Consider the following 25,248-nt stretch of genomic DNA (forward strand, 5'->3'; position numbering starts at 1 on the left):
GAAGGGACAACTGGGTAAGGTGGCAACCCAAGTCTAAAAAGTTGACATTGAACTGCTACCTGCCTATATTTTCGATCAATCGGGAGCTCATTGCGAAAAAAGTGGGAAACTCACATGAAACATAGAAACTTTCGGCACCTTGCGATTGCCCTGTTATGGACCCTGCTTTCCGCTGCGCCGGCCTTGGCAGGTAGCCTGACCGTTACCTACCTTTACAACCTATCTGATTTTAACGGCGTAGTTCCCTATGACAGTGCGCGGGTCGTTCTCGACGAAGTTAACAGCGAATCCTTTGTGGTGTCTGGCGGCAGCATTGACATATACAACGCCAGCGGCATGCAGGTTTTTCACATTGATTCAGATCGGGAACTTGGCGGGGTATACGACGCCGCTGTAGACGAGACGGGGAATATCCTGCTCCTGACCTACAAGGACGGGATCTATAGTATCGTGACCTGCAACTATCGGGGGGAGCCTTACAAATCAGCCGCTCTGAAAAATCTCCCCCCGGAGTTCGAGGATTTCCGCCCCTCCCGCATAGCCTACCGCAACGGGAAACTCTACTTGGTGAGCCTTACCGGGATGCAGGTGGTGGTAGTGGACACCGAAGCAACGTTCCTGGTGGGGTATGACTTCGCTGCACTGGTGGTACTATCCGACCAGGAGCGAGCCGATACGGGATTGGGAGGCTTCTGGGTTGATCACAACGACAACATGTTTTACGTCATTCCGGCGCTGGGTAAGGCGTACCAATGTGCTCCTGATGGCACGGCGTCGCAGCACGGACAGCGGGGAAGTTCCGCCGGGAAATTCGGCGTCCCCTATGGCATCGCCACTGACAGGCTCGGCAACCAGTACATCACCGACAAGTTGAGGGGCGCTGTCATGGTGTACGACAAGGATTTCAAGTTCATTAAGGAGTTCGGTTTCCGCGGGCTGCGCCCCGGTAACCTGATTGTCCCCAACGAAATCGCCATAGATACCGTTAATAACCGGGTGTACGTCAGCCAGATGCGGCACAGAGGGGTGAATGTATACCAGCTAAGCTACGAGTGAAGCAGACCAACTCAACTTGTATATGACACAACCTACCAAGGGTCGGCTTAATGCCGGCCTTTTTTTTGTTTATCAGGGGATCTGCCAAAGTTGCCATATCCGCCAAGCCTAATCACAAATACTGTTTCATCATGTCCTTTCTTTGCGACGGTTCTTCAATTACCTGCCTTCCCTTGACGGGGGGGCAGGGTAGTGGGTGAAGTTGCGATTTGCAAAGAGGTGGCGCCTTCCCTCACCCTGTCCCTCTCAGCAAGGGAGACTAGCTTGGTGGCTTTCTCGGAATTCGCCGAGCACCCATTCCGCTCTCCGATTGTTATTGATCGCCGCAGGGCTGTTAGAGCAGGCGTTACGCAGACCTTAGTCATTTGGCGGTAAAACGTGGCGCCTGCATTTTGAATCAAAACCCCAGCAATTACGATGTAGTAGCTGCTAGAGGTGCGGACGGAAGAGGGCGCGAGGGGCCTTGAGAAGCAAGTAGAGGAGCCCCTGCTAGTTGCCAGTATGCCGCTATCATGCGGTGTCTTCGCGATATGGCCGGGTGTTTTGGCGAAAGCGCCGGCTAGATAACCCCAAAAATACGAACCGATATTTGGTGCTTAACGGTAAGTCTGCGTAATTCAGTCTTTTCCGGAAAAAAACTCAGATTGGCATGCGGTGTGCTATAGAGATGGCATCGAAAGGTTAACGAAAGAAATTGGAAGTGATAGGGCAAGAAAGAAGACACGCAAAAGTAGTAGACGGGAAGTAGAGCAGAAAGGGTTAAGGCTTCAAAAGCAGCAATTGTTATTCACTGCAGTTCACTTTCACTGGTAGTACCAAACCAAAAAGGAGAAGAGAAATGAAAGCAAGCAAGATTCTCGTAGCCGCAGCACTGTTCACGTTTGCTACCGCAGGTAGCGCATTGGCATTCCACTCCGGCGGCGTCGCTGAGTGCGAAGGCTGCCACTCGATGCACAACAGCCTCGAAGGTTCCGCTAACGTAACCGGCATGGCACAGTACGCATCCGGCCCCTACCTGCTGAAAGCACAGGACCAGTCCGGTGCCTGCCTCAACTGCCACAACGCGGCTGACACCGTGGGCAGCGGCTACCACATCTCCACCGACGGTTCGCTCGTTGGCCAGACCAAGCAGGGCCCGGTCGAGCTTACCCCGGGCGGCGACTTCGCATGGCTGAAGATGACCACCACCGGCAGCATCCGCAAAACCGCGACTACCTGGGAAGGCGACCGTCACGGCCACAACATCGTTGCAGTTGACTTCGGCTACACCGCTGATAAAGAGCTGACCGCAGCACCGGGTGGCTCCTACCCGGCAGCCAACCTGGCATGCTCCTCCTGCCACGATCCCCACGGCCGTTACCGTCGTTTTGCTGACGGCTCCGAGGCTTCCACCGGTCTGCCGATCTTCGCTTCCGGTTCCTACACCAGCTCCGCAGCTCCGATTTCCGGCGTGTCCGCAGCTGGCGCATACCGCATCCTGGCAGGTGTTGGCTACCAGCCGAAGTCCCTGGCCGGCTCCTTCGCCTTCGCTAACGCTACTCCGATGGCAGTTGCTCCGTCCACCTACAACGCAACCACCAACGTAACCGCTGCCGGCGTAGCTGACCGCGTTGCTTACGGCTCGGGCATGTCCGAGTGGTGCGCAAACTGCCACACCTCGATGCACCTTGACACCTACGTTTCCGGCCAGAAAGGTCTGGTTCACCCGGCAGGTAACGGCGCTAAGCTGACCGCACCGATCGCTGCTAACTACGCTGCCTACGTATCTTCCGGTATCATGACCGGCACCGGCGCTGGCTACAGCGCGATGGCTCCGTTCGAGACCGGCGCTGGCAAGGCACTTGCCGACGTAGTCGCTCTGAAAGCCTTCCAGGCTGCTCCGACCGCTCCGGACACCACCAGCAACGTGCTCTGCCTCTCCTGCCACCGTGCACACGCTTCCGGTTTCGAGAGCATGGCTCGCTACTACCTGGGCAACGAGTTCATGACCATTGCTGACGCATCCAACGCAGCTTCTTACGACACCAGCACCACCGAGAACAAGATCAACCAGGGCCTCACCGTTGCTCAGCAGACCAACGCTTACAACGGCCGTCCGGCTACCGTGTTCGGACCGTGGGCACGTAACTACTGCAACAAGTGCCACGCTAAAGACTAGTACCACCTTGGCTTGACTGTGATGAAATTGGGGCCGGCATCCTGCCGGCCCCACCGATTGCTGACAGACCCCGCTTTTTAGGAAGCGGGGTTTTTTTGCGCACGCTTACTGCTCAAACCGTCTCTCCTCAATAAACGATAACCGTTCGGATTCCCTTTGGCCGAATTGGGTCATTGAGGTGAGGTGAGGCACGGGGGTAGATTCGGTCGCGTGCGATTTTCCCATCGGCTCAAGTGGTGTTCATGGAGTAGTTTCTGAGACCTGGAGTTACGGAAATAACGGTAATGAGAATGCCGATTGACGGTGAAGCAAGGGATCGATGGTTGCAGTCTCTATTGATCACGTAAGTAGAGTTCTTTTACAATCCGGAAACATTTGACAATGACTGTTCATTTTAGGTAATATGTCGCAGCTGAGACCAGAGTAATTTCCCTTTCAAGCTTTACTTTAGTATCGCTGCCTGCCTTGAGGAATAACGCATTTGACGAATCCTAGGATCCTAATATTCCTGATGGTGTCTGCGCTGCTCTCCTTTCTGGCATCCGGTGCGAAGAATGCCCGGGCATTTCACTCGGGCGGCGTCGGCGAGTGCGAAGGCTGCCACTCCATGCACAACTCCCAGTCCGGTTTTTCTGCCGGGAGTGCAGGAGCCTCCCTCCTCAAAGGGGGCGACGCGAGTTCTACCTGCCTAACTTGCCATCAGGTTTCCGGTGATACAGGCCCTTCCAGCTACCATGTCAGCACCCCAAGCGGTGAAATGCCGTTCGGCACACCTCCAAAACAGCTGTCCCCCGGCGGGGATTTTGGCTGGCTCAAGAAGACCTATACTTGGTATGCCGATGTAGTCTCCCCCATGGCCAGCAGTGCGGGGGACCGGCATGGCCACAACATAAGTGCCCAGGATTTCGGGTTCCAGGCGGACAGCAAGAATGCCAGTGCCCCCGGCGGTTCCTACCCTTCCAGCGCGCTCTCCTGCACCAGCTGCCACGATCCCCACGGCACCTATCGCAGAAACCAGGACGGCACGATCTCCACCTCGGGCAAGCCGATCCGGGATTCGGGGTCCTACGACACGAGCCCCACACCCGACGCACAGACCTCGGTCGGCAGCTACCGAATGCTGGGTGGAACGGGATACGTCCCGCAAGGGATGACAGGCGGCCTTGCCTTCAGTTTTGCCCCCCCAAGCGCCGTGGCGCCCAGCGATTACAACCGCTCCGAGGCCACCACGCTCACCAGGGTCGCATACGGTTCAGGCTTTTCCGATTGGTGCCGTAACTGTCATACCAACATCCACAACGGGACCTATTCGTTCAAACATCCGGCTGCGGGGTTTGCCTCCGGGGCTTCGGCTGGCACCCTCGACGTGACGATGATTAATTACTACGATCAGTACATAAAGACGGGTGATTTGACCGGGAGTGCCGCTACCGCCTATTTCTCCCTGGTCCCCTTCGAGATCGGAACTCAAAACTACAGCATCCTCAAGTCTATCGTGACTACTTCCCCGACCAAGGGTCCGGATCTGGCCGATGGCAGCCCTGCAGTGATGTGCCTTTCCTGCCATCGTGGGCATGCAAGTGGCTGGGATTACGGCATGAGGTGGAACTCCAAGACCAGCCAGATCACTTACAACGGCAAATATTCCCAGGAATCGCTCCTGTACCAACCCTACGGGCAGGGAAGAACCGAGGCGGAAGCCCTTCAGGCGTATTACCAGACTCCATCGCTTAAGTTCGACCCCTCTCAGCAGGGGCTCTGTTACAAGTGTCATGCAACCGTTCCCCAATGAGTGAAAGGCATGCCATGTGGTTGAAACCTTTTTTATTGCTCATTATTGTTGCGCTCTGCGCAGGCTGCCAGCCGTCGCGTGTCGTCGTGAAACAGGCGTTGACCAATGACGGGGAGGTCTATCTCTACCTGCAACCGTTGCCGCAGGAGTCCGCCAAACTGCGCTTCGAGCTGGAAAGTGCTTCGGCGCTGCGTACCGACGGCGTCGACGTGCCGCTTACCTTAACCCGTGCCAGGTACGACGGCAACGGTCCTCAGCGCCAGGTGCTGGTCGCCACGGGGGTACTGGCGCCGGGGCGCTACCGCGGGATCTACCTCAAGGCGAAATCGGCCGTCCTGCAGCAGCAAGAAGGTGAGGTGGCACTGCCGGTGGCCGCCACTCAGGAACTTGCTGAACTCCCCTTCGATGTGGTCCGGCAAAAAGCCCGGGTCCTCTCCCTTTCCTTCAAGTACCGCGAATCCGTAGGGGCGGGAAACGCTTTTCGCCCGGTTTTCTCCCTTTTCTTCCCGGAGAGACCTCCGGTCAACCTGACAGGCTATGCGACAAACTTCGCCTCCAACAGCGTGACCGTGTTCGACAAAAAGTCGGGTGAAGTGCGGCATGTGATAGCAACCGGACAAGGGCCGAGAACCGTTCTTTTCAACCGAAACGGGTTGCTTGCCTATGTTATTGTCTCCGGCGAAAACCGGATAGAGGTCATCGACGTATCCTCGCACGAGATCATCAACAGGATACGACTGAACAACGGTGACACCCCAAGCGAGGCGGTCCTCACCCCGGACGCAAGAACGCTGCTCGTCGCCAATACCGGGTCTAACACGGTGAGCATCGTCGACCCTACCTCGAATTTTGAGACCACCAGGCTCAACGTCGGCAACATGCCCCGATCGATACTGCTCGATCCGGCTGGCAGAAGAGCCTTCGTGTTCAATACCTTCTCCAACAACATTACGGTAATCGACGTCACCAGTCGCAGTATCGTCGCCACCGTGACTACGGAGGCGAGTCCCATGCGCGGCGATTTCAACCGGCGTGGAGACAAGCTCTACGTGTTCTGCCAGTGGTCACCTTATATCTTTGTGTACGACACCACTACGTTTGCGGTGACCAAGAGACTCTACGTTGGAATGGGCGTCAGCGCCATCAAGGTGGACGGTGCCACGGACCGCCTCTACGTAGCCAAAAACGGGAGCAAACTGGTCGACATCTATGACCCTTTCTCTCCCATACCGATGGACTCGCTCCAGGTGGCAGGGTGGCCCGGTTATTTCCTGATCGATTCAGATGAGAGCAACCTTCTGATGGTGTTGCCGGAACAAAACGCCCTGGAAAGCATCAACCTGGTGAGTAAAAAAGGACGTTTCCTGCTCGACACGGGGGGTGCCCCCTTCTGGTCAACCATAATGGGCGAGAGGTAGGACTTACCGTGCCTGAACGGAATACCACACTACGCGTGCCGATACGCAGAGGTCTGCTGCCGTCACTCCTTTTGTCCGCGCTGCTGGTGCTCCTCTGCGCCCCCTCGGCCCGTGCCGACGGCATAAGCGGCTACCTGGAGTACCTTTACGGCACCTCCAGCATGAAGACCAGGGATATCTCCGGAGTCTCCTCGAGCACCAGAAACGACAGTTTTCTCCAGCGCTACAACCTCGCCATGGACAAGACGCTCTATCCGTTGCTGACACTGTCGGCGGGAGGGCTCTATGAGGATACCAACGCGCACGCGACAACGGACGGAATCAGCAGTGACTCCTCCACCACCAGGCTAAGCCCCTATGTCGACCTTGCCCTGAAAAACAACTTCGTCTCATCGGGCCTGGGGTACCGGAGAAGGGAAGAAACCACATCGAGCAACGGCCAGTCGACACCGAAGCTGATCCAGAACGAGTACACGGCAAACTTGGGGTGGCGCCCTGCTGGGCTTCCCACGTTCAGCCTTTTCTACACGAAACGGGATTTCTACGACGAGCTGCGCACCTCCCAGGACCTGCAGACCGAAAGCTACACCTGGTCGTCGACCTTTCGGGAAATAAAGGGACTGGAAGTGAACTACGGGGGGAGCTACAGCCAGAACAGGAACAACCTGCTCCAGTCGGAAACCCAAAGTTTTGCCAATTCGGGAAGAATCGCTTACTCGGATAGCTATTTAGGAAACCGGGTCCTTTTCCATACGGGCTACAGCTTTGCCCTGCAGAATTCGACCATTATCTCCCACGGGACGGCGGGTCTTCTTTACACAGCCCAAACGGCGCAGAGCCAACTGTTTGCCACCACTCCGGATACCACGGTCGTGCCGCCTACCACGGTCACTTCCGGAGCTCTGACGGCGGTGTCAAGCTTCCCGACGGTGAACCTGGTGCTGCCCCAAAACACGGTGCCCCCTGCGGTTCTGAAGCAAAACAACATAGGGCTGGTTTTTCCAAGCCCCCTCACGGTTAGCACGCTCTTTCTCTCGGTTACCTCGAAAGGTGCCGCACCCTCTTCGGTCAGCCTGTCCCAGGTCGCCGGCAACTTTTCCTGGCAGGTCTACACCAGTACCGACGGCGTAAACTGGAGCGGCCCGACGGTTCCCACGGTGACTACGAGTACCAACCCGGCCGATTTTGGAATCAGCGAGTCCGGTTTCCTGCTGAGTTTTCCGGCGGTAACTACCCAGTACGTCAAGGTGGTGGAGACCCCGGCCCAGATCCCGATCACCGTGGTGGTACCCGCCGACATCGATGCCGGAAGTATCCTGCTGAGCAGGCTCTTGTCGTTTTCGTTGGTGCAAGGGAAGGCAGGAACATCCTCAAGTTCCTCGAATATCGGTGGCGTTTTGGACGTGAACGCCAGGGTACAGCTTCTGGAGGCTCTCAACCTTTCCTGGGACTTCAGTTTCGTCATGAGCCACAGTAAGTCCGACGAGAGTTCGCTGGCGACCACGTACCTCATGAGTAACGGGGTGTCCTTTTCACGGCGGCTGAACGAGATACTCACCTCCAACGGCCGGGTGGCTGAAGACTTCAGCATGGATTCCCAGAGTAAGGTGAGGAACTCGCTTTCCTATAGTGCCGGACTCAACGCGACGCCGCTTCCGACCTTGAACCACTCCCTAGTCTACGGTGGGCGTACCGATATCTCGGATTCGGGTACCAGCACAACGAATTCCGTGTACCTCAACAACTCTGCGGCGCTGTACCGCGGACTTTCGCTGAATGTCGGCGCCGGTTACAGCACCTCGAGCGATGCAAAAAGTGGCGATACCGACAGCGTTTCCTTTACCGCCGGGCTCGACATGGTCCCGAACAAGGATCTTACCCTAGGGCTGAGTTACCAGGACTCGACAGCCGAACACAACGGCGGAGGACAGCCAAGGACAACGTCCTTTATCCGCAACGCTGCCGTTTCCGCAACCTATCGTCCTTTTGTTGCCCTGTACCTGGTGGGCGGCTACAGCATCTACATGCAAAATGACCGATCGAACGTCTCCCTGGTGAACTACGGCGCTGGTTGGTCCCCCTTTGCCGGTGGGGACCTGCAGATCAACATGAACTACACCGAATCGCTCACCTCGACGGGGAACGAGAAGGTTACCACCTACGGTCCCAGCGTGCGCTGGAACATCAGGTCGGGCTCGTCCCTGGACCTGTCTTACAACAGACAAAAAACCGTTAGCGATTTCTCGGGTTCTACGGACGTCAACTCGTTTTCGGCCCAACTGCGGATCGCACTTTAAGTTTTCGGGGGAGACATGACATCACTGACACGGAGAACGGGAACCTCTCGTCTCAAGCATGTACTGCTGGCGGCGGCCCTCTTGTCGTTGAGCGCCTGTGCCGTCTTGGGTAAGACGGACGTATATCGCGATTCGAACATGGACTTCGGCTCGCTACGTACCGTTGCGGTACTTCCCTTCACCAACCTGACCAAAGAACAGCAGGCCAATGATCGGGTGAGGGACGTCTTTACCTCGGAACTGATGGCTACCGGTGGTATCTACGTGGTCCCGGCCGGAGAGGTTGCCCGAGGCATCGTTGCTGCAGGCGCCGGGAGCCCGAGTACTCCGACCTCGGAAGAAGCCATGAAGATCTGCAAAAACGTCAAGGCCGACGCGCTCTTTACCGGCACGCTGAGGGAGTACGGCGAAATCCGCTCCGGTACCGCCTCTGCCAACGCCATCGTTTTGAGCGTGCAGCTCATGGAGGGGCAGACCGGGCGAGTGGTCTGGTCTGCTGATACCACTCAGGGTGGCATCGGTCTTAAGGACCGCCTGTTGGGCGGCGGCGGTCAACCCCTTAACATCGTTACCCAAAAGGCCGTCAATGACCTCATCAAGAAGCTTTTCGAATAAGATGCGGCTGGTCCTGGTTGCGGCGTTGTGCATGCTATTACTCGGCTGCCTGCACGCTCCGGGTGCACAGACGGCGCCGGCTGCGCCGGTTGCAGAGGTCGTAACGCTGCGTGTGGCGGTTTATCCTATCGATAACCTAAGCGGTGTCCCTGCACCCGTGAATGAACTCCGCAAAGAGTGGATCGTGAAGCTCAAGGAGTTGGGTCTCGAGGTCGTAAGCGACGCCGAGATGGAGCGGGTCTTTGTCAAACACCGCATCCGTTATACCGGCGGGGTGGATACCGCCACAGCCCAGGCGTTTCGCAAGGATGTGGAGGCCGACGCCATCCTGGTTACCTCCCTCGAATCCATCAGCGACCTTCCCCCCAAGTTGAGCATGATGTCCCGCCTGGTGAGCACGGAGGAGAAACCCAGGATTTTCTGGATGAACAGTGCGACCCTGGCCGGAGACGACGCCCCGGGGCTTCTCGGGCTCGGCCTGGTCACCGATTTTAAGGTCGTGCAGGAGAAGGTGCTGCGGCGTCTGGCAAGTTCCCTGCGCCTTTATCTGGAGGATGACCCGCGCCAGTGCAGCTTCGGTTCGTTCGAGTCAAAGTTCGAGCCCAAAACTATTGCCAGGCCCACACCCGCCGGCCAGGAAAAGCGAACTTCCATTGCCGTGGTCCCCTTTTACAACGAAAGCTTCAGGAAATCGGGGGGGATGCTCCTGCAACTTCATTTCGTGAATCAACTGGCCTGCTACGCGAAGGTGGACGTGGTGGAACCGGGATTGGTCCGCGAGAAAATGCTCAGCATCAGGATGGTGATGCGGGAGGGGATATCGACGCGCGACGTCGACGTCATGAGCTACATCCTCGAATCGGATTACGTTCTTTCGGGAACGGTCTTCGATTACCAGGATACCTCCGGCGGGGGTGGCACGCCCAAAGTCGACTTCAATGCCTTACTGGCCGACAAAATCAACAGGAAACTCGTGTTCGCCTCGAAAAGCTATAACCAAGGCGACGACGGGGTGTTTTTCTACGACGTGGGGCTTTACAAAAACGTCGCAGTGATGACCGAAAAAATGACTGGAAACGTGGTGAACGAAATGAGACTTGGCGAGCGCAAGACCAAGTCCGATCGGCCTTCCTACTAGCCTTTCCGCCCCCCCAACTTAAAAAGTTTACAGTTGCAATTTGACCCTAATTTACATAAGGTGTGGGCGTTTTTTGACCGGTTTCGGTAGCCTAGATTTCAACCTATCAGCAAAAAAGAGAGGTCCAATGAAAAGGAATGGTTTGACGTCGTCGAAAATTGCAGTGGCAGCCGTCCTCCTACTGCTGGCTGCGCATCCGGGTTTTACCGCTGAACAGACCTCGGCCCCTGCAACGGTACCTGCTGAAACTCCCGCTGCGCCTGTGGCTGCCCCCGCCGCCGATGCTGCGGCTCCTGCCGCCGCAGCTGCTCCCGCGCCGGCTGCCGCTACTGAAGGCGCTGCGTTGCACCTGAGAGTTCCCTTTTACTCCCCGTTGTTCACCGACGTCCCCCTGGCGGCGGTAAACGACGAGAAGATCACCCTGGAAGACCTGCAAAAAGCCCTGATGTCGGTACACGAGAAGATGACCGAGGAGAAGGCCACCACTGCCAAAAAGAACTTCCTTGATGCGTTGCAGCGGCTCATCAACGTAAAACTCATCGTAATGGAAGCCAAGAGCATGGAGTTGGACAAGCTGCCGGAAGTGGCGAGCGACCTGGAAAACTTCTCTGCGGCCCAGCTTCGGCAGGCACTCTTCCTGGAGCGCGTCAAGGACCTGAAGCCCGACGAGAAGGAAGTGGAAAAGCTTTACCGGACCAAGATCAAAGAGTGGAAGCTGAAAACCCTCCGATTCGAGAAAGAGGCCGAGGCCAAGAAGTTCAGGAAGGAAATAGGCGAAGGGAAGGACTTCATGGTCTTGCGGGAGAAGCTCCTTGCCGACTACAAGGCCGACACCTTGGGGAGGAACGAAAACGAGTATGTCAACTCCGATGGTCTGGGACCCGAGCTGACTGCGGCTTTGGAGAACGTGAAGGCCGGTACGGTGAGCCCGGTCATAACCGGTATCAACGGCTTTATCGTGGTCAAGGTTGAAGACGTCCGTTCCATCGAAAAACCCGAGGAGAAGGCGAAAGCCCAGGCGGTGCTGCTTAGCCAGCTGCGCCTTAAGAGCCTGAGGGCTTACAAGGACGAGCTGCTCAAAAAATACGGGAAAGAGAACACCAAGCTCATCAAGAGCCTCGACCTGGAAGCCCCCAAACCGGGGATAAAGAAGCTGATGACAGACAAAAGGGTGCTGGTGAGCATCAAGGGAGAAAAGCCGATAACCGTCGCCGACCTCACCGATGCCATTCAGACCAAGTTCTTCCATGGTGTGGAGAACGCGATCAAAGAGAAGAAGCTCAACCGTGAAAAGTTGGCGACGCTCGACGAGATGACCTCGCTGCGCCTTTTCAATAAAGAAATCCGCGAGCGGCACATCGAGAACAACGAAGAGTACAAGAAGAAGATGGAGGAGTACAAGAACACCGTGCTGTTCAGCATCTTCGTCGAGAAGGTCATCAAGCCCGACGTCACCTACACGATGAAGGACCTGAAGGAGTACTACGACGCACATGCCGCAGACTACAAGTCGGCCGAGGTGCTGCAGTTGGACGGGATCGCCTTCAAGACCAGCGAACCGGCCCAGGCCGCGCTCGACAAACTGCGTCATGGCATGGACTTCAAGTGGCTCAAGGACAACGCCGAAGACCAGGTTCGCAAGGATGCGCCGGGGATGCTCAAGTTTGACGGGGAGATGCTGCCCATCACAAGCTTCCCGCAAGACATGCAGAAGGTGCTGAGTGGCGCCGTCAAGGGTGACTACAAACTCTACCAGAGCCCGGAAGGCTACCACTACGTACTGTCGGTGGCAAACTACATCCCGGCCAAGGTGCAGCCTCTCGAGGAAGTTAAAAATGCCATCGGCGAGCAGGTCGTTTGGCGGAACCAGAAGAAAACCGTGGAAGAGTGGTTCAAAAAACTGCGGGATGCCTACACTGTCAAGATCTATCTCGAGGAGCGCTAGATTTTCGTACCAAGAGTAGTTCGGGTACACGTTCTTTAGTCGTTAAAATGAATGAGGGGACTGTATGAACATGTTTAACATGCAGAGAAGTGGACGGTCTTTAATTTGGAGTCTGGTGGCTTTTCTTGGAATCCTCTTTGCTCTGACTGCGGCGCAGCCGGTTTCGGCGGCCATGAAGTTCGCCCGCAAAGAGTGTTCGGACTGTCACAAGAAGTTCGAGGACGCCTACGGGTCCAAGAAGTACCTGCACACCATGGTCAAGGACAAAAAGTGTGAGGAGTGCCACCTGCGTCACGGCATTGTTCCTAAGCTTCTCCTCAAAAACGATGGCAACCAGCTCTGCCTGGCCTGCCATCCCGCCGACAAGATCGGCTTGTCCAAGGCCAAGGTTCATACGCCTCTCAAGGGTGGCAAATGCGTCGGCTGCCACAACCCGCACGGCTCGGATCAGCGCTTTTTCTTAAAGTCGGCTGGCTCTGAAGCGTGCTACGCCTGCCACAAAAAGGACGCCTACGAGAAGAAGGTCGTCCACCAGGTTTTGAAAACCGAAGGGTGCCGGGCTTGCCACCTGGCCCACAGCTCCGCGTTCAGCAACCTTTTGAGCAAAGAGGAACCCGCGCTGTGCCTCTCCTGTCACGACAGCAAGGCGGGCTCCTTCAAGAAGGCGCACGGCAACTACCCGGTCGAGACCAGGAAATGCACCGGTTGCCACAACCCGCACTCCTCGACCCAGGCGAAACTTCTGAAGTCGAGTGCCCACAACCCGGTTGCCACCTCCGGCTGTGACGGCTGCCACCCGGCTCCCAACTCGCCAAAGCCCTTCGAGGTGACCGCGAAGGGGGGAGAGCTGTGTGCGCAGTGCCACGAAGCCAAAACCTTGAACGGCGGCGGTACCGTCGAGCACCAGCCTTTCAAGAAGGGTAACTGCCTGTCCTGCCACAACCCGCACGCTTCCGAGCAGGACAAGCTGCTGGTTAAAAGTGGCAACGCCCTGTGCTTTGACTGCCACAAGGAAAAAGCGGCCATGGTCACCGTAAAGCACGGCGCCGTGGTGCAGGGTAAGGGGTGCCTCTCCTGTCACAAACCGCACGCCTCGGTACAGAAGAAACTTCTGGTCGCCGCCGGTGCGGAGCTCTGCTACACCTGCCACGCCAAGACCAAGGATGGGCTTAAGAGAAAGGATGTCCACGCGCCGTTCTCCGGTGGCGACTGCGAGAAGTGCCACAACCCGCACGGCTCCAGTTTCCAGGGAATGCTCAAGGACCGGATGGACACCGTGTGCTACAGCTGCCATACCGACGCCGAAACCAAGTTCAAAAAGAACTACATCCATCGCCCGGTGCTGGAGCAAAACTGCGCCGCTTGCCACATCTCGCACGGGTCAGAGGTTAAAAAGCTCCTCAAGAGTGCGGCTCCCGGCCTGTGCACCCCGTGCCACGCCGAGATGATGAAGAAGGTGGCCCAAGGGGTGAACCATCAGCCGTTCACCGACGGTGACTGCCTCACCTGTCACGACCCGCATGCAGGCAACCTCCCGGGCCTCATCGTCAGCAAGCAGACCGAACTCTGCGCGACTTGCCACGACGGCACCTTCAAGGGGCACCAGCAGGCCAAGGATTCGCACGCCCCCTTCACCAACGGGGATTGCACCAAGTGCCACAGCCCGCACAAGGCCAAGCTGCCCAAGCTGCTCCTGGCCCAGAGCCCGGACCTCTGCCTGAATTGCCACAAGGACGTCAAGGCGAAACTGGCTAGAGAGAAGAACCATTCGCCGGCGCAAAAAGACTGCACCACCTGTCATAAGCCGCACTTCGCAACGGAGCGGGCACTGTTGGTGGAACCGGTACAGTCGATCTGCTCGCAGTGCCACGAGACGACCAAGGAACCCTTCAGCAAGGCGCACCTCGGTATCTCCGCTGCGGCGCTGGACTGCATGGCCTGCCACAACCCGCATGCGTCGAAGGACCCCAAATTCTTCAAAGATGTGACGCATCCGCCCTTTGCGGCTCGCACCTGCGATGACTGTCACATAAAACAATAGCCATGAGGAGCTATACAATGAAAATTCATCTTAAAACATTTATACTGCTCGGCGTCCTGGCTATGCTTTCCCTGGGCCTCAACTCTTATGCCCAGGACAACACCGCCAAGTTCAAGTTGAAGCCGGGTGCCTACGGGAAACTCTGCCTGGACTGCCACCCGGGGTTTCAGGACAAGCTGAAGAAACAGCACGTTCATACTCCGGTTAAAAACGGCAACTGCTCAGGGTGTCACAACCCGCACACCTCGGCCTTTTCCAAACTTTTGGAGAGCGACGCGTCGAAGATCTGCGCCAGCTGCCACAAGACTCTGGTGGTCGCCAACCCGCTCAGCGTCCACAAGCCGGTGGCCGACGGGGCGTGCATGAAGTGCCATGACCCGCACTCTTCCGTCAACAAGAACAACCTGCTCAAAACGGGGAACGAGCTGTGCCTCGAGTGCCACAAGTCCCTCGCCGACACCCTGGCCAAGATAAAGGTCAAGCACAACCCGGTCGAGAAAGGGTGCCTTAACTGCCACGACCCCCATGCCTCGGCCAAGGACGACTCTCTGCTCAAGGAGCGCGTCACTGCGCTGTGCATCGGCTGCCACAAGACGGACCGGCCGTCCTTCATCAAGCAGCACATGAACTACCCGGTAGCCACCTCGCGCTGCACCTCTTGCCACGACCCCCACGGGTCGGACCGCAAGGGGATCCTCTACAACAACGTGCACAAGCCGGTTTCCACCCGCATGTGCAATCAGTGCCACGAAGAGGCAACCTCCGGGACCCCGCTCAAGATCAAGCGCGAGGGTGCGGAACTCTGCCGCGGCTGCCACAGCGACATGTTCAATGCGACCTTCGGCAAGAAGCGGATGCACTCGCCTCTGCTGAGCAAGAAAGGGTGCCTGACCTGCCACAACCCCCACGCCGCCAAGGAGAAAGGTCTCCTCAAGGAGTCGCCCCTGGTGCTGTGCGGCAGCTGCCATGCCGATACCATCAAGCGGCAGGCGAAATCGGTCACCAAGCACGAACCGGTCAAAAATGGCAACTGTGTCGCCTGTCACGACCCCCATGCTTCCGACAGCGCACTGCTGGCGAAACAGGCCTCGGTCGTCGACCTGTGCGCAAGCTGCCACGACTGGATGAAGCACTCGACCCATCCCATCGGGGACAAGTTCGTCGATCCGAGGAACAAAAACGCCACGCTGAATTGTCTGAGTTGCCACCGGTCTCACGGCACGGAGTACAAAGGCATGATGCCTTTCCCGGCCATCAGCGATCTCTGCACGCAGTGTCATGAACAGTTCAGGAGGTAATTCTTTTATGCGCTCATTCGTATTGTGGAGCCTTTTTGTTCTGACGACGTTGTACCCGCTTGGTTGCTACGGCGCCGACGCGCTCAAGCTGCGCTACCTGGCGACCATCCTGGGCGATATCAAGGAAACCGGGCTGAAGAAACCGGAAGGGGTGGCCTGCGACGACCAGGGGCTGATCGTCATCGCCGACACCGAGAACGGGCGCCTGGTGCGCTATGTCCTGCAGGACAACACGCTTAAGGGGGGGACCGAGATCAAGGTTCAGGAAGTCGTGTTCCCGGTCCGGGTGCAGCTTAACTCCAAGGGAAACATCTTCGTCCTCGACGGTCAGCTGCGCAAGGTTGCCCAGCTTACTCCTGAAGGGGCCTTCGCCGGTTACCTGACCCCGCAGGGGGTCAACCCTCCGCTTGTCGTTCCCAAGAGTTTCAAGCTCGACGGCCGGGACAACGTCTACCTGCTGGATATCGGAGGAGAGCGGGTACTGCAGCTGGATCCTTCGGGGAAACTTCTGTCCCAGATACCGTTCCCGAAAAACTACGGCGCCATCTCCGACCTGGCACTCACCTCCGGGGGAGACGTCCTGATTCTCGACTCTGCCAAGTCGACCGTCTACATCGCCAAAAAGGAGAACCCGCAGTTCACCCCCTTCACCAAGGGGCTGCAGGACTACCTGAATTTCGCAACCAACATGCTGACCACCACCCGCAGCGCGGACATCTACCTCATGGACCAGGACGGCGGTGCCATCGTCATCCTGGGGCCGGACGGCCTGTTCAAGGGGCGCCAGCTTGCCATGGGGTGGAGAAACGGCCAGTTGTACTACCCGCAGCAGATGTGCATTAATAAAAACGGGGACGTGGTCATCGCCGACAGAGGTAACAGCAGGGTTCAGATTTTTGAGAACCTGAAATAAGAGAAGTCTGCGCCGGGTCTTTGCCGCGGGTCGCGCCCTCGAAAGGCCCGCTTGCAGGTTACCCCCCCGTACCGAAGCTTTGGGGGGAGACGCATATGTCGGTAAGGATCGGACTATGAAACGTTTAACAGGGATGTTCGTCACCTGCCTCGTCCTGGGGAGTCTTGCCACGCTAGCGTGGGCCGACTACGATGCTGCCGAGAAGGCATATGCCGCAGGTCAGTACTCCGCCGCCATCAGCCTGTACCTCGCGGACGGCACACCTCAGTCCCTCAACGCCGCCGCCCTCATGTACTACAAGGGCGACGGTGTCGGAAAGGACCTGCGCCAGGCGCTCGTCCTGTTCACGAGGTCCGCTACCTTGGGGGATGCCGAGGCTCAGGCCAACCTCGGGCAGATGTACGAGTTCGGCGAGGGGACCGCGCCGGACCCCCGGGAGGCCATCAAGTGGTACCGCAAGGCTGCGGACCAGGGGCATGAAGAGGTGCGGCAGGACTTGGAGCGGCTCTTCGTGCAGACGGAGGGGCTTAAGGCCCACTGGTACCGCAACGACGCCATGCGGGGCCACGTGCTCGCCCAGTACAACCTCGGCCTTTCCTATTTCCTCGGCGAAGACGCGGTAGTTGACAAGGGAGAGGCGGCGCGCTGGTTCGCCAAGGCGGCCGAACAGGGGAACCTGCCGGCGCAGTTGCGCCTGGGGGCCATGCTTTCCTCGGGCGACGGTATAAAGGCCGACGAAGTTGAAGGCGCCCGCTGGCTCTTTAAGGCTGCCTCCTCTGGTATGGCCGAGGCGCAGTATCTGTTGGGCGATTGTTATCAGAAAGGCAAAGGGGTGCATCGCGATTATCGCGAAGCGGAAAAATGGCTGCGCAAAGCCGCAGACCAAGGAAACCCGGACGCCGTCAAGGCCTTGGCCGGGCTCGGGAAACACTAAAGCCTTGCGGGCGCTGCTCCACTACCTAATTTAAGGGGAGGTTGTTATTTTGAGACTAGTAAAGGTACTCTGCGCCATCGTGCTCTGTCTGGGGATCGTCGCTTGTTCGAAGCCTGAGTCGAAACTGGTTGGCAAGTGGGTCGGGAAAACCGGAAAATTCGAGTTCACTGCTGACAAAAACGGGGTAATGACCCTGCCGCAGGTCCCCTCGGCAAAGTTGAGCTTCCCGTACAAGTGGAGCATGCAGGGAGACGACGTTGTCGCCATGGTGTTCGCACAGCCGATCAATAAAACCATTTTCGGCAAGCTGGAAAGCAAGACGTCCCTCATCATCGAGGACGACAAGTTCACAAAACAGCCGTAAGCGGCATTGGAAAAAGGACTTCGCATGAGCTGGTTTCGTAGTCTCAGTGTCGTGGCATGGTTACTGGTCGGCGTCGCGACCGCCTGTTTCGCCCAGCAGGGAGGGACCACCGGACACAAGGCGGGCGGTGAACCGGGGCTGGTCGATTGGAACCTCGCCAGCAAGGAGCAACTGATGACCTTGCCGGGCTTCGATGAGCGGCTCGCCCAAAAGGTAATCGACGGCCGGCCTTACGCCTCCAAGTCGCAGATCATCAAGAAGGATGTGATCCCAAGCGACCTCTTCTACAAGGTGATGGACAGAACCACCATCGATCTCAAGGCTTTTGCCGACTCGCTCAAGGCGAAGGAGCGCTCCTCGTTTCAGGAGGAAACCGCGAAGATCCCCGCCTCCGTGAAGAAGATCAAAACCCGTTCCGGCCTCATCTACCAGGATCTGGTGGTCGGGACCGGCCGGACTGTCCTTAAGGACCACAAGGTGCGGGTCGATTACACGGGGTGGCTAAAAGACGGCACCAAGTTCGACAGTTCCGTGGACCGGGGCAAGCCGATCGTCTTCGCGGTGGGTAGGGGAGACGTGATCCGCGGCTGGGACGAGGGGATTCTCACCATGAAGGTCGGCGGGAAGCGTCGGTTGACCATTCCCCCTGCACTGGGCTACGGCAAGAAGGGCTCTGGCGAAAGGATCCCGCCCGATGCCACCTTGATTTTCGACATCGAATTACTGGACGTCGAACCTTGATCACCAGATATTTTGACTCAACCAGCAGCGAGAGACATTAGTTACTGCAAGGAGACTAACGATGAAACGGGTTGCCATCGCTTTTATGCTATTTTCGGTCTTTTCTGCTCTTCCGGCCTGGAGTGACTACTCCCGAGCCAGAGAAGCCTATCTGATGAAAGACTACCCGAAGGCACTCAAGATGTTCCAGAACGAGGACGACCAAGCCTCCCTCTACATGATCGGTTACATGTACGACCATGGCGAAGGCGTCGCCCAAGACGGAAAGCAGGCGACGGAATGGTATGCCAAAGCGGCCGAAAAAGGTTCGGTGAAGGCGATGTACCGTTTGGGCGTCATGTACTCCAACGGCTACGGCGTCGACAAAGACGTGAATGAGGCCAAGAAGTGGTACAAAAAGGCCGCCTTCAAGGGGTTCCTCCCTGCCAAGGAAGCGCTCAAACGCCTCGAAGAAGGGAAGTAGCCGGTACGCCCAGTTCTAAGAGTACAACACAAGGCCCGCGCTGCGGGTCTTGCTGTTTCTAAGGAGCCCGCCGGCCGGGAAACAACTTGTCTCTTATGAATTATTGATGCTATCTTTACCTGCACACCCAGTGTGACGCCTGACATTCTAACATCAACTCTTACAGCGAGGACTCTTTGATGAATCGATTCCTAAGTTTAGCGGCGGCTGTTGTCCTTTCTCTGCCTGTGGCGGGTTACTGCGCGGACGCATCCCCCCAAAGCTCCCCCGGTGTCGCCGGAATGGCGGTGAATACCGGTGTTACCGGCAAGGTTGTTGAAACCACCACCGCAGGGGAATACACCTACATCAACCTTGAGAAGGACGGTAAAAAAGCCTGGGTCGCCTGCAGCGCCACGAAAGGAATCGCGGTGGGCCAGCAACTCTCTTTCGTCGGGTGCACCCCTATGATGAACTTCGAAAGTAAAGCGCTCAAGCGCACCTTCGACCTCATCATGTTCTGCGGAGCCCCGCTCTCCGCGGCTGAAGCTGATTTTCTCAATAAGAAATCGACCGGTAGCAGCGGTCTGGTGCCTGAATCAAAGGAAAAGATCGTCGTCGAAGCGGCCAAGGGTGCCAACGCATTTACCATTGCCGAACTCTACGCAAAGAGTGGAGAACTCGACAAGAAGCAGGTTGTCGTGACGGGAAAAGTGATGAAGATTTCGCCCAAAATTATGGGCAAGAACTGGCTGCACCTCCAGGACGGCTCCGGCACCGCTTTCGAGAAAAACAACGACCTGGTGGTAACCACCAACGAACTCCCCAAGGTGGGGGATGTGGTGACGCTCTCGGGCACGCTGGCAAAGAACAAGAACTTCGGTTCCGGTTATAAGTACGATGTGATACTGGAACTGGCTACCGCGCAGCACAAGTAGCTTTACCTAAAGGTTAGGGATTCCGCGTCGTGGGGCTGGCGCGGAATCTTTTTTTGGAGCACATGGTGAAGTCGGCTGAGACGATTCGGACGGAGGAGTCCGATGTGGTAACAGGGGCGGCGAGGGCGAACCTGGCTCGCGCGGCATTACTGTTCGTGGTGACGGTGACGCTTTTCTTGCAGACCGCGAACCATGGCTTCATAAGTTATGACGATCCAGGCTACCTGACCGGTAACTCGGTGGTACGGTCGGGACTCAATGCGGCATCGTTGGTATGGGCGTTCCAGTCCGTCACCATGTCCAACTGGCACCCCGTCGCTTGGCTCTCCCACCTGCTTGATGTCCAACTCTTCGGTATGGTACCGGCTGGGCACCACCTGATGAGCGTGGTTCTGCACGCTGTCTCAGCCGTGTTGCTCTACCTGTTGCTGGAACGGCTCACCGCACGCCCCTGGCGCAGCCTGATCGTCGCGGCACTTTTTGCCTGGCATCCGCTCCATGTGGAATCCGTCGCCTGGGTGGCGGAGCGTAAGGATGTGCTGAGTGGGCTTTTCTTCCATTCCACCCTTTTGCTCTACGTCTCCTACACCAAACGTCCGACCGCTGCTCGCTATCTGGCTGCGCTTGCGGTTTTCGCTTTGGGGCTGCTCACCAAGCCGATGCTGGTGACGGTCCCGGTCATCATCCTGATACTCGACGCCTGGCCGCTGGGGCGTCTGGTTGTAAACCGGCAGGCTCTTTCCCCCGCCACGACCGTTAGTCGGCTTCTCGCCGAAAAGATCCCTTTCCTGCTGCTCTCAGTGGCATCCTCTGCCGTCACGATCTATGCCCAACACCACGGCGGCTCGATGGCCGAATTGCGCACGGTTCCCGTGGACCTGCGGGTCGCTAACGCCTTGGTCTCCTGTCTTGGTTACCTGCGCCAGGCTTTCTGGCCGCACGACCTGGCGGTCCTCTATCCGCTCCCGGTCTCGATAGCGCCGGCACACGCGGTGGGGGCCGCGGTGCTCCTTTGTGCAATCACTGTCGGTGCACTGTGGTGCCTCCGAAGCTTTCCCTACCTGGCGGCTGGCTGGTTATGGTATCTCGTCATGCTACTGCCGGTAATCGGTCTTATTCAGGTGGGTGCCCAGTCGATGGCGGATCGCTATACCTACCTCCCCATGACCGGGGTATTTATCGGGGTCGTCTGGGGCGTCTCCGATCTGTTGAAACGCTTCTCGTGGGGTGGCAGGGCTGCGGCTCCACTTGCGGGAATGGTACTCGCTGTCCTCGGGTGGGCCACGTGGTTGCAAGTGGGTGTTTGGGCAGACAGTCTAACCCTGTACCGGCATACCCTGGAGGTCACCACAGGCAACTACCTCATTATGAACAACTACGGTGCCGCTTTGAACGACGCGGGCAGGACCGAGGAGGCCGTCCAGGTACTGGAGCGCGCCATCGAGGTCGAACCTTCGGATGCCGCCTCGTATTACAATCTCGGGCGGGTCCGCCAGGTGGCCTACCACGACAGCAAAACAGCAGCTTCCCTGTACCAGCGGGCCATTGAGCTGAGGCCCGGCTATCTGGATGCCCACATCAATCTTGGCGGCGTTCTCAACGAGCTCGGGCGGTTCGCCGAGGCGCGGCAGGTACTGGAACGCGCTCTAGGTTTTGCCGATGCGAACCGTGCCGATCTTCGCTTCAACCTCGCGGTAAGTCAGGTTAACCTTGCCGATACAGGCGCTGCGCTTAGAGAACTCGAGGTCATCCGTTCCCTCGACCCTGCACTGGCGCAGCAGCTTCAGGAATTTATGGCAAGTCGCAGGATCGGCATGGCGCAGCCGAAGTGATTGGGACTACAACAGCGCACTGTTCCTTTTCAACTATTGGCTTGACAAAAAGGCGGCTATGCCATTAATATTCCGTGCAAATTCGGCAGAAGGCTGCGTTCGGGCCGGAGAGACTTCGGTTTTTCAGTCAACCGACCATGTGCCTTATTTCTTAATGATCCAAGCTTGAGTGCGGAATGGCCGACTTGACGCGAGTCGGCCTTTTTTCGCACCGGGCCACGCGGCACCAGGTTCGGCCTAAGAACCGGCATCATGCGGCAGGTTCGTCAAAGGTTGCCACGGTTATTTCGTCTGGCAGTTTACTTGTGGTGCAGCTTTACTGCGTTTTGGAGGAGTGATTTGACCATGGCGAAGACACTTGTCGCTTTTGCCTTTTTGGGGTTTGCTATGGCAGCATTCTCCTGCCTGCCGGGCCCGGTTACCTCGACTGCATTTGCAGAGGTGGTCGCGGCAAAGGAAACCTGCGTTACCGCTTCCTGCCACCCCGGCATGGGCAAGGCGCGCTTTGTTCACGGACCGGTCGCGGTAGGGGAGTGTACCGGGTGTCACAAGCCTGTCGGCAAGCACAAGTTCGAGCCTATCCTCGATGCCGGTAAACAGTGCGAGGAGTGCCACGAGGGGCTCCGTACCATGAAGGTCGTGCATAAACCGGTGCAGGAAGCAAAGTGCACCAAGTGCCACGACCCCCACCAGTCCGGCTACAAGTTTCAACTGCGCGCCGAGGGAAGCGAGCTGTGCTTTCTCTGCCACCGTAAGGCAATAGCGGGCGGTAAGTACCTGCACGGCCCCCTGGGGACCGGCAGTTGCAACTCCTGCCACGCCGCTCATCAAAGCGGGTTCCCGAAGTTGCTCTCCGCCGCGGGGAACGACGTCTGCTTCTCCTGCCACACCGACAAGGCCGAATCTTTCAAAAACAGCAAGTTCATGCATTCTCCCGTACGCGAAGCCTGCGTCAACTGCCACAGCCCGCACAGCTCGGATTTCCGCTTCACGCTCACTGCCGCCGGGAGCCAGGACCTCTGCTACACCTGCCACCAGGGGAAGGCCAAGGAGATCCCGGCTGACACCGTACCTCACCTGGCACTGGCAACCGATCGCAAGTGTCTGGCCTGTCACGACCCGCACGTCTCCGACAACCCTCGGCAACTGCTCAAACAGCCGATGGAGCTTTGCATGAGCTGCCACAACCGGGAGTATAACGGCGCCACCGGGAAAATTGCCAACATGAAACCGATCCTGGCCAACAACTCGGATCTTCATGGCCCGATCAAGGAAAAGGATTGCTCAGGTTGCCACAACCCCCACGGTTCCAATAACTTCCGCATCCTGCGGGAGAGCTTCCCGCAGCTTTTCTACGCGCCCTACGCCCCGGACAACTACAAACTCTGCTTCATGTGTCACCAAAAGACCATTGCAGCCGAAGAGTACACCACCACCCTGACCGGGTTCAGAAACGGCGAACAAAATCTTCATTTCGTCCACGTCAACAAGTCGGTGAAAGGGCGTACCTGCCGGGCCTGCCACGACGCTCACGCCACCAACAATCCGAAGCACGTTCGTGACAGCGTGCCATTCGCCAAGTGGAACCTGCCGGTCGGTTTCAAAAAATCCACTAATGGCGGCACCTGTCTGCCAGGGTGCCACCAGCTCTTCGGCTACGACAGGATCGCACCGGTCGTGAACAAACCGGTGGCGAAATGACGGCTCTAACCCTGCTCCCCGTAAAACTCCCCGTACTGAGGCAGGTTCTTTTCTGCCTCCCTCTGTGCGCGCTGCTGACTGTTTCTCCCGGTACCTTGTCGGCTGCCACACCGGAAGAGGCAGCGTCTGCCTCGACACCTGCGGCGGGTGCTGAACTGGCCGCGGCGCGCGCCGAGGTCGCAGCCAAGCCTGACAACGTCCAGGCTCAGGTCCGCCTGGGGTACCTGCTTGCCGAATCAGGGGCGCCGGAGGATGCGCTCGTCCACTTCGACCGGGCACTCGCGATCGCGCCGCGCACCTTCGAGGCCAAGACCGGCAGGGGGATGGTGCTGACCCGCCTGGGACGTTATCCAGAAGCGGAAAAGGCACTGCGCGATGCCTTGCTCCTCAATCCGAATCCGGTGCGGGTTCACTACGAGTTGGGAGTCCTCTACCGCAAGATCGGGGAGTACCAAAAGGCCGTGGACGAGTTCAAGGAAGGGATTCGCAAACACAGACAGGGCCGGAATTAGGATAGGGTTGCTATGAAAAAAATGGCCATGACTGTGGTGTTTCTGCTCACCTTCGGGTTGTTCATCTCTGCCCCTGCGGCGGCGACCCTGCTGGTGCTCCAGGTTGGCATGGAGGGACCGCAGTTCTCACTTACCTCTCCCGAAGGGAAGAAGGTCACCTCTGCCGAGCTCAAAGGCGAGAAGCTCACCGTGCTGGTCTTCTGGTCCAGCTGGATCCGGAAGTCGGAAGCGGCGCTCACCCGGATGCAGAAGCTCTTCGCCCAGTACCGCTCTGCCGGGCTCTCCGTGGTCGGGATCAATGTCGACGAACTGAAGGTCTCACCGCAGACCCTGAGGCAGGTGAAGGCGACCCGGGACAAACTGAAGATTGAGTTCCCCATGCTGGTCGACCCGGGGCTGGTCGCCTTTCGCGACTATGGTGTCATCGCGCTTCCCACCATGGTTGTCCTGGATAAAGCTGGGACCATACGGCACGATCTCACCGGTTATCCACTGTTGGGAGCCGAAGAGATGGACGACTTCGTTGTTGCCACCCTGACCGGCGCCAAGCCGAAGGCGGTTGCGGCCAAACCTCATTATCAGCCGACTAAAAGCGCCCTCAGCTTTTACAACATGGGGCAGAACAACCTGAAGTCGAAACTGCTTGCTGGCAAGGCTGAACTCTGGTTCAAGAAATCGGTAGAGGCAGACCAGGGCTTTGTCCTGCCACACCTGAGCTTGGGGAGGATTTACAGCGACAGGGGGGATCAGGCCCTCGCGCAGGCCGAATACCAGGCGGTCCTTGCCAAGGAACCGCGGCACCCGGTTGCCTTGTGCGAGCTCGCGATCCTGCTGGTAGAAAACGGGAAGGCAGGTGAGGGGCGAGCCCTGCTCGACACTGCGCGTAGTGCCGAGGACTCCTATGCCCCCTGTCTTTATTACTCCGGGTATGCCCTCGGCCGGGATGGGAAGGGTGCCGACTCCGCCAAGTTGTTCGACGAGGCGGCCAAGCTCGCCCCGTTCGACTACCAGGTGTACAGCTACCAGGGGAAGCTCTTCGAACAGCAAAAAGACCTGCAAAAAGCGGCCGACTCCTACGGCAGGGCTCTGGAGATAATCATCCATGGACATTGA

20 protein-coding genes are annotated in these 25,248 nt (G+C 57.8%); all 20 read left to right on the forward strand.

What is annotated here, in order from left to right:
• The first annotated feature begins 114 nt into the window (after positions 1-114).
• The 20 genes from H7688_RS20050 to H7688_RS20145 all read left to right on the forward strand — a co-directional run bounded on the left by H7688_RS20050 (position 115) and on the right by H7688_RS20145 (position 25,248).
• Complete coding sequence (locus H7688_RS20050) at positions 115-1,056, forward strand: NHL repeat-containing protein (protein ID WP_183363039.1); 942 nt, start codon at positions 115-117, stop codon at positions 1,054-1,056.
• 838 nt (positions 1,057-1,894) lie between these two features.
• Positions 1,895-3,214 (forward strand): cytochrome C, encoded by a 1,320-nt coding sequence (locus H7688_RS20055; protein ID WP_183363040.1) that lies wholly within the window; start codon positions 1,895-1,897, stop codon positions 3,212-3,214.
• An 853-nt stretch (positions 3,215-4,067) separates the two neighbouring features.
• Positions 4,068-5,006 (forward strand): cytochrome C, encoded by a 939-nt coding sequence (locus tag H7688_RS20060; protein ID WP_246329902.1) that lies wholly within the window; start codon positions 4,068-4,070, stop codon positions 5,004-5,006.
• A gap of 86 nt (positions 5,007-5,092) precedes the next feature.
• Positions 5,093-6,424 (forward strand): YncE family protein, encoded by a 1,332-nt coding sequence (locus H7688_RS20065; RefSeq protein ID WP_183363042.1) that lies wholly within the window; start codon positions 5,093-5,095, stop codon positions 6,422-6,424.
• Between the two features lie 35 nt (positions 6,425-6,459).
• Positions 6,460-8,721: a hypothetical protein gene (locus H7688_RS20070; RefSeq protein WP_183363043.1), complete on the forward strand. Its 2,262-nt coding sequence runs from the start codon at positions 6,460-6,462 to the stop codon at positions 8,719-8,721.
• Between the two features lie 15 nt (positions 8,722-8,736).
• Entirely contained in the window at positions 8,737-9,336 is a 600-nt protein-coding gene (locus tag H7688_RS20075) for a GNA1162 family protein (protein ID WP_183363044.1), read from the forward strand.
• Positions 9,337-9,493: 157 nt separating this feature from the next.
• On the forward strand, positions 9,494-10,474 hold the full coding sequence (locus H7688_RS20080) for a hypothetical protein (protein WP_183363045.1): 981 nt from the start codon (positions 9,494-9,496) through the stop codon (positions 10,472-10,474).
• 262 nt (positions 10,475-10,736) lie between these two features.
• Positions 10,737-12,419 carry a peptidylprolyl isomerase gene (locus tag H7688_RS20085; protein WP_183363046.1) on the forward strand — a complete coding sequence of 561 codons (1,683 nt, stop codon included), beginning with the start codon at positions 10,737-10,739 and terminating at the stop codon, positions 12,417-12,419.
• A 115-nt stretch (positions 12,420-12,534) separates the two neighbouring features.
• Positions 12,535-14,460, forward strand: a complete 1,926-nt coding sequence (locus H7688_RS20090; protein WP_246329903.1) for a cytochrome c3 family protein — start codon at positions 12,535-12,537, stop codon at positions 14,458-14,460.
• A gap of 17 nt (positions 14,461-14,477) precedes the next feature.
• Positions 14,478-15,758, forward strand: a complete 1,281-nt coding sequence (locus H7688_RS20095; protein ID WP_246329904.1) for a cytochrome c3 family protein — start codon at positions 14,478-14,480, stop codon at positions 15,756-15,758.
• 7 nt (positions 15,759-15,765) lie between these two features.
• Positions 15,766-16,671: an NHL repeat-containing protein gene (locus tag H7688_RS20100; protein WP_183363049.1), complete on the forward strand. Its 906-nt coding sequence runs from the start codon at positions 15,766-15,768 to the stop codon at positions 16,669-16,671.
• Between the two features lie 115 nt (positions 16,672-16,786).
• Positions 16,787-17,605: a tetratricopeptide repeat protein gene (locus H7688_RS20105; RefSeq protein ID WP_183363050.1), complete on the forward strand. Its 819-nt coding sequence runs from the start codon at positions 16,787-16,789 to the stop codon at positions 17,603-17,605.
• A 49-nt stretch (positions 17,606-17,654) separates the two neighbouring features.
• The gene (locus tag H7688_RS20110) at positions 17,655-17,969 is read left to right on the forward strand and encodes a hypothetical protein (RefSeq protein ID WP_183363051.1); all 315 of its coding nucleotides are present in this window, start codon (positions 17,655-17,657) and stop codon (positions 17,967-17,969) included.
• Between the two features lie 24 nt (positions 17,970-17,993).
• Positions 17,994-18,710: an FKBP-type peptidyl-prolyl cis-trans isomerase gene (locus H7688_RS22855; RefSeq protein WP_183363052.1), complete on the forward strand. Its 717-nt coding sequence runs from the start codon at positions 17,994-17,996 to the stop codon at positions 18,708-18,710.
• Between the two features lie 61 nt (positions 18,711-18,771).
• Positions 18,772-19,173: a tetratricopeptide repeat protein gene (locus tag H7688_RS20120; protein WP_183363053.1), complete on the forward strand. Its 402-nt coding sequence runs from the start codon at positions 18,772-18,774 to the stop codon at positions 19,171-19,173.
• Between the two features lie 179 nt (positions 19,174-19,352).
• On the forward strand, positions 19,353-20,090 hold the full coding sequence (locus H7688_RS20125) for an OB-fold nucleic acid binding domain-containing protein (RefSeq protein WP_183363054.1): 738 nt from the start codon (positions 19,353-19,355) through the stop codon (positions 20,088-20,090).
• 62 nt (positions 20,091-20,152) lie between these two features.
• The gene (locus H7688_RS20130) at positions 20,153-21,922 is read left to right on the forward strand and encodes a tetratricopeptide repeat protein (RefSeq protein ID WP_183363055.1); all 1,770 of its coding nucleotides are present in this window, start codon (positions 20,153-20,155) and stop codon (positions 21,920-21,922) included.
• 345 nt (positions 21,923-22,267) lie between these two features.
• Complete coding sequence (locus tag H7688_RS20135; RefSeq protein ID WP_183363056.1) at positions 22,268-23,623, forward strand: cytochrome c3 family protein; 1,356 nt, start codon at positions 22,268-22,270, stop codon at positions 23,621-23,623.
• A complete protein-coding gene (locus H7688_RS20140; RefSeq protein WP_183363057.1) occupies positions 23,620-24,135 on the forward strand; it encodes a tetratricopeptide repeat protein in 516 nt (171 codons plus the stop codon). The genes H7688_RS20135 and H7688_RS20140 overlap by 4 nt, the downstream gene beginning before the upstream one ends.
• Before the next feature lie 27 nt (positions 24,136-24,162).
• Positions 24,163-25,248: a redoxin domain-containing protein gene (locus H7688_RS20145; RefSeq protein ID WP_183363058.1), complete on the forward strand. Its 1,086-nt coding sequence runs from the start codon at positions 24,163-24,165 to the stop codon at positions 25,246-25,248.

Source organism: Geomonas limicola (assembly GCF_014193675.1).
GTDB lineage: Bacteria > Desulfobacterota > Desulfuromonadia > Geobacterales > Geobacteraceae > Geomonas > Geomonas limicola.

What these genes read in the sequence shown, in the direction of transcription:
- H7688_RS20050 (WP_183363039.1), top strand. Translation starts at nt 115, where the DNA reads ATGAAACATAGAAACTTTCGGCACCTTGCGATTGCCCTGTTATGGACC.
- H7688_RS20055 (WP_183363040.1), top strand. Translation starts at nt 1,895, where the DNA reads ATGAAAGCAAGCAAGATTCTCGTAGCCGCAGCACTGTTCACGTTTGCT.
- H7688_RS20060 (WP_246329902.1), top strand. Translation starts at nt 4,068, where the DNA reads ATGGCCAGCAGTGCGGGGGACCGGCATGGCCACAACATAAGTGCCCAG.
- H7688_RS20075 (WP_183363044.1), top strand. Translation starts at nt 8,737, where the DNA reads ATGACATCACTGACACGGAGAACGGGAACCTCTCGTCTCAAGCATGTA.
- H7688_RS20095 (WP_246329904.1), top strand. Translation starts at nt 14,478, where the DNA reads ATGAAAATTCATCTTAAAACATTTATACTGCTCGGCGTCCTGGCTATG.
- H7688_RS20100 (WP_183363049.1), top strand. Translation starts at nt 15,766, where the DNA reads ATGCGCTCATTCGTATTGTGGAGCCTTTTTGTTCTGACGACGTTGTAC.
- H7688_RS20105 (WP_183363050.1), top strand. Translation starts at nt 16,787, where the DNA reads ATGAAACGTTTAACAGGGATGTTCGTCACCTGCCTCGTCCTGGGGAGT.
- H7688_RS22855 (WP_183363052.1), top strand. Translation starts at nt 17,994, where the DNA reads ATGAGCTGGTTTCGTAGTCTCAGTGTCGTGGCATGGTTACTGGTCGGC.
- H7688_RS20120 (WP_183363053.1), top strand. Translation starts at nt 18,772, where the DNA reads ATGAAACGGGTTGCCATCGCTTTTATGCTATTTTCGGTCTTTTCTGCT.
- H7688_RS20125 (WP_183363054.1), top strand. Translation starts at nt 19,353, where the DNA reads ATGAATCGATTCCTAAGTTTAGCGGCGGCTGTTGTCCTTTCTCTGCCT.
- H7688_RS20130 (WP_183363055.1), top strand. Translation starts at nt 20,153, where the DNA reads ATGGTGAAGTCGGCTGAGACGATTCGGACGGAGGAGTCCGATGTGGTA.
- H7688_RS20135 (WP_183363056.1), top strand. Translation starts at nt 22,268, where the DNA reads ATGGCGAAGACACTTGTCGCTTTTGCCTTTTTGGGGTTTGCTATGGCA.
- H7688_RS20140 (WP_183363057.1), top strand. Translation starts at nt 23,620, where the DNA reads ATGACGGCTCTAACCCTGCTCCCCGTAAAACTCCCCGTACTGAGGCAG.
- H7688_RS20145 (WP_183363058.1), top strand. Translation starts at nt 24,163, where the DNA reads ATGACTGTGGTGTTTCTGCTCACCTTCGGGTTGTTCATCTCTGCCCCT.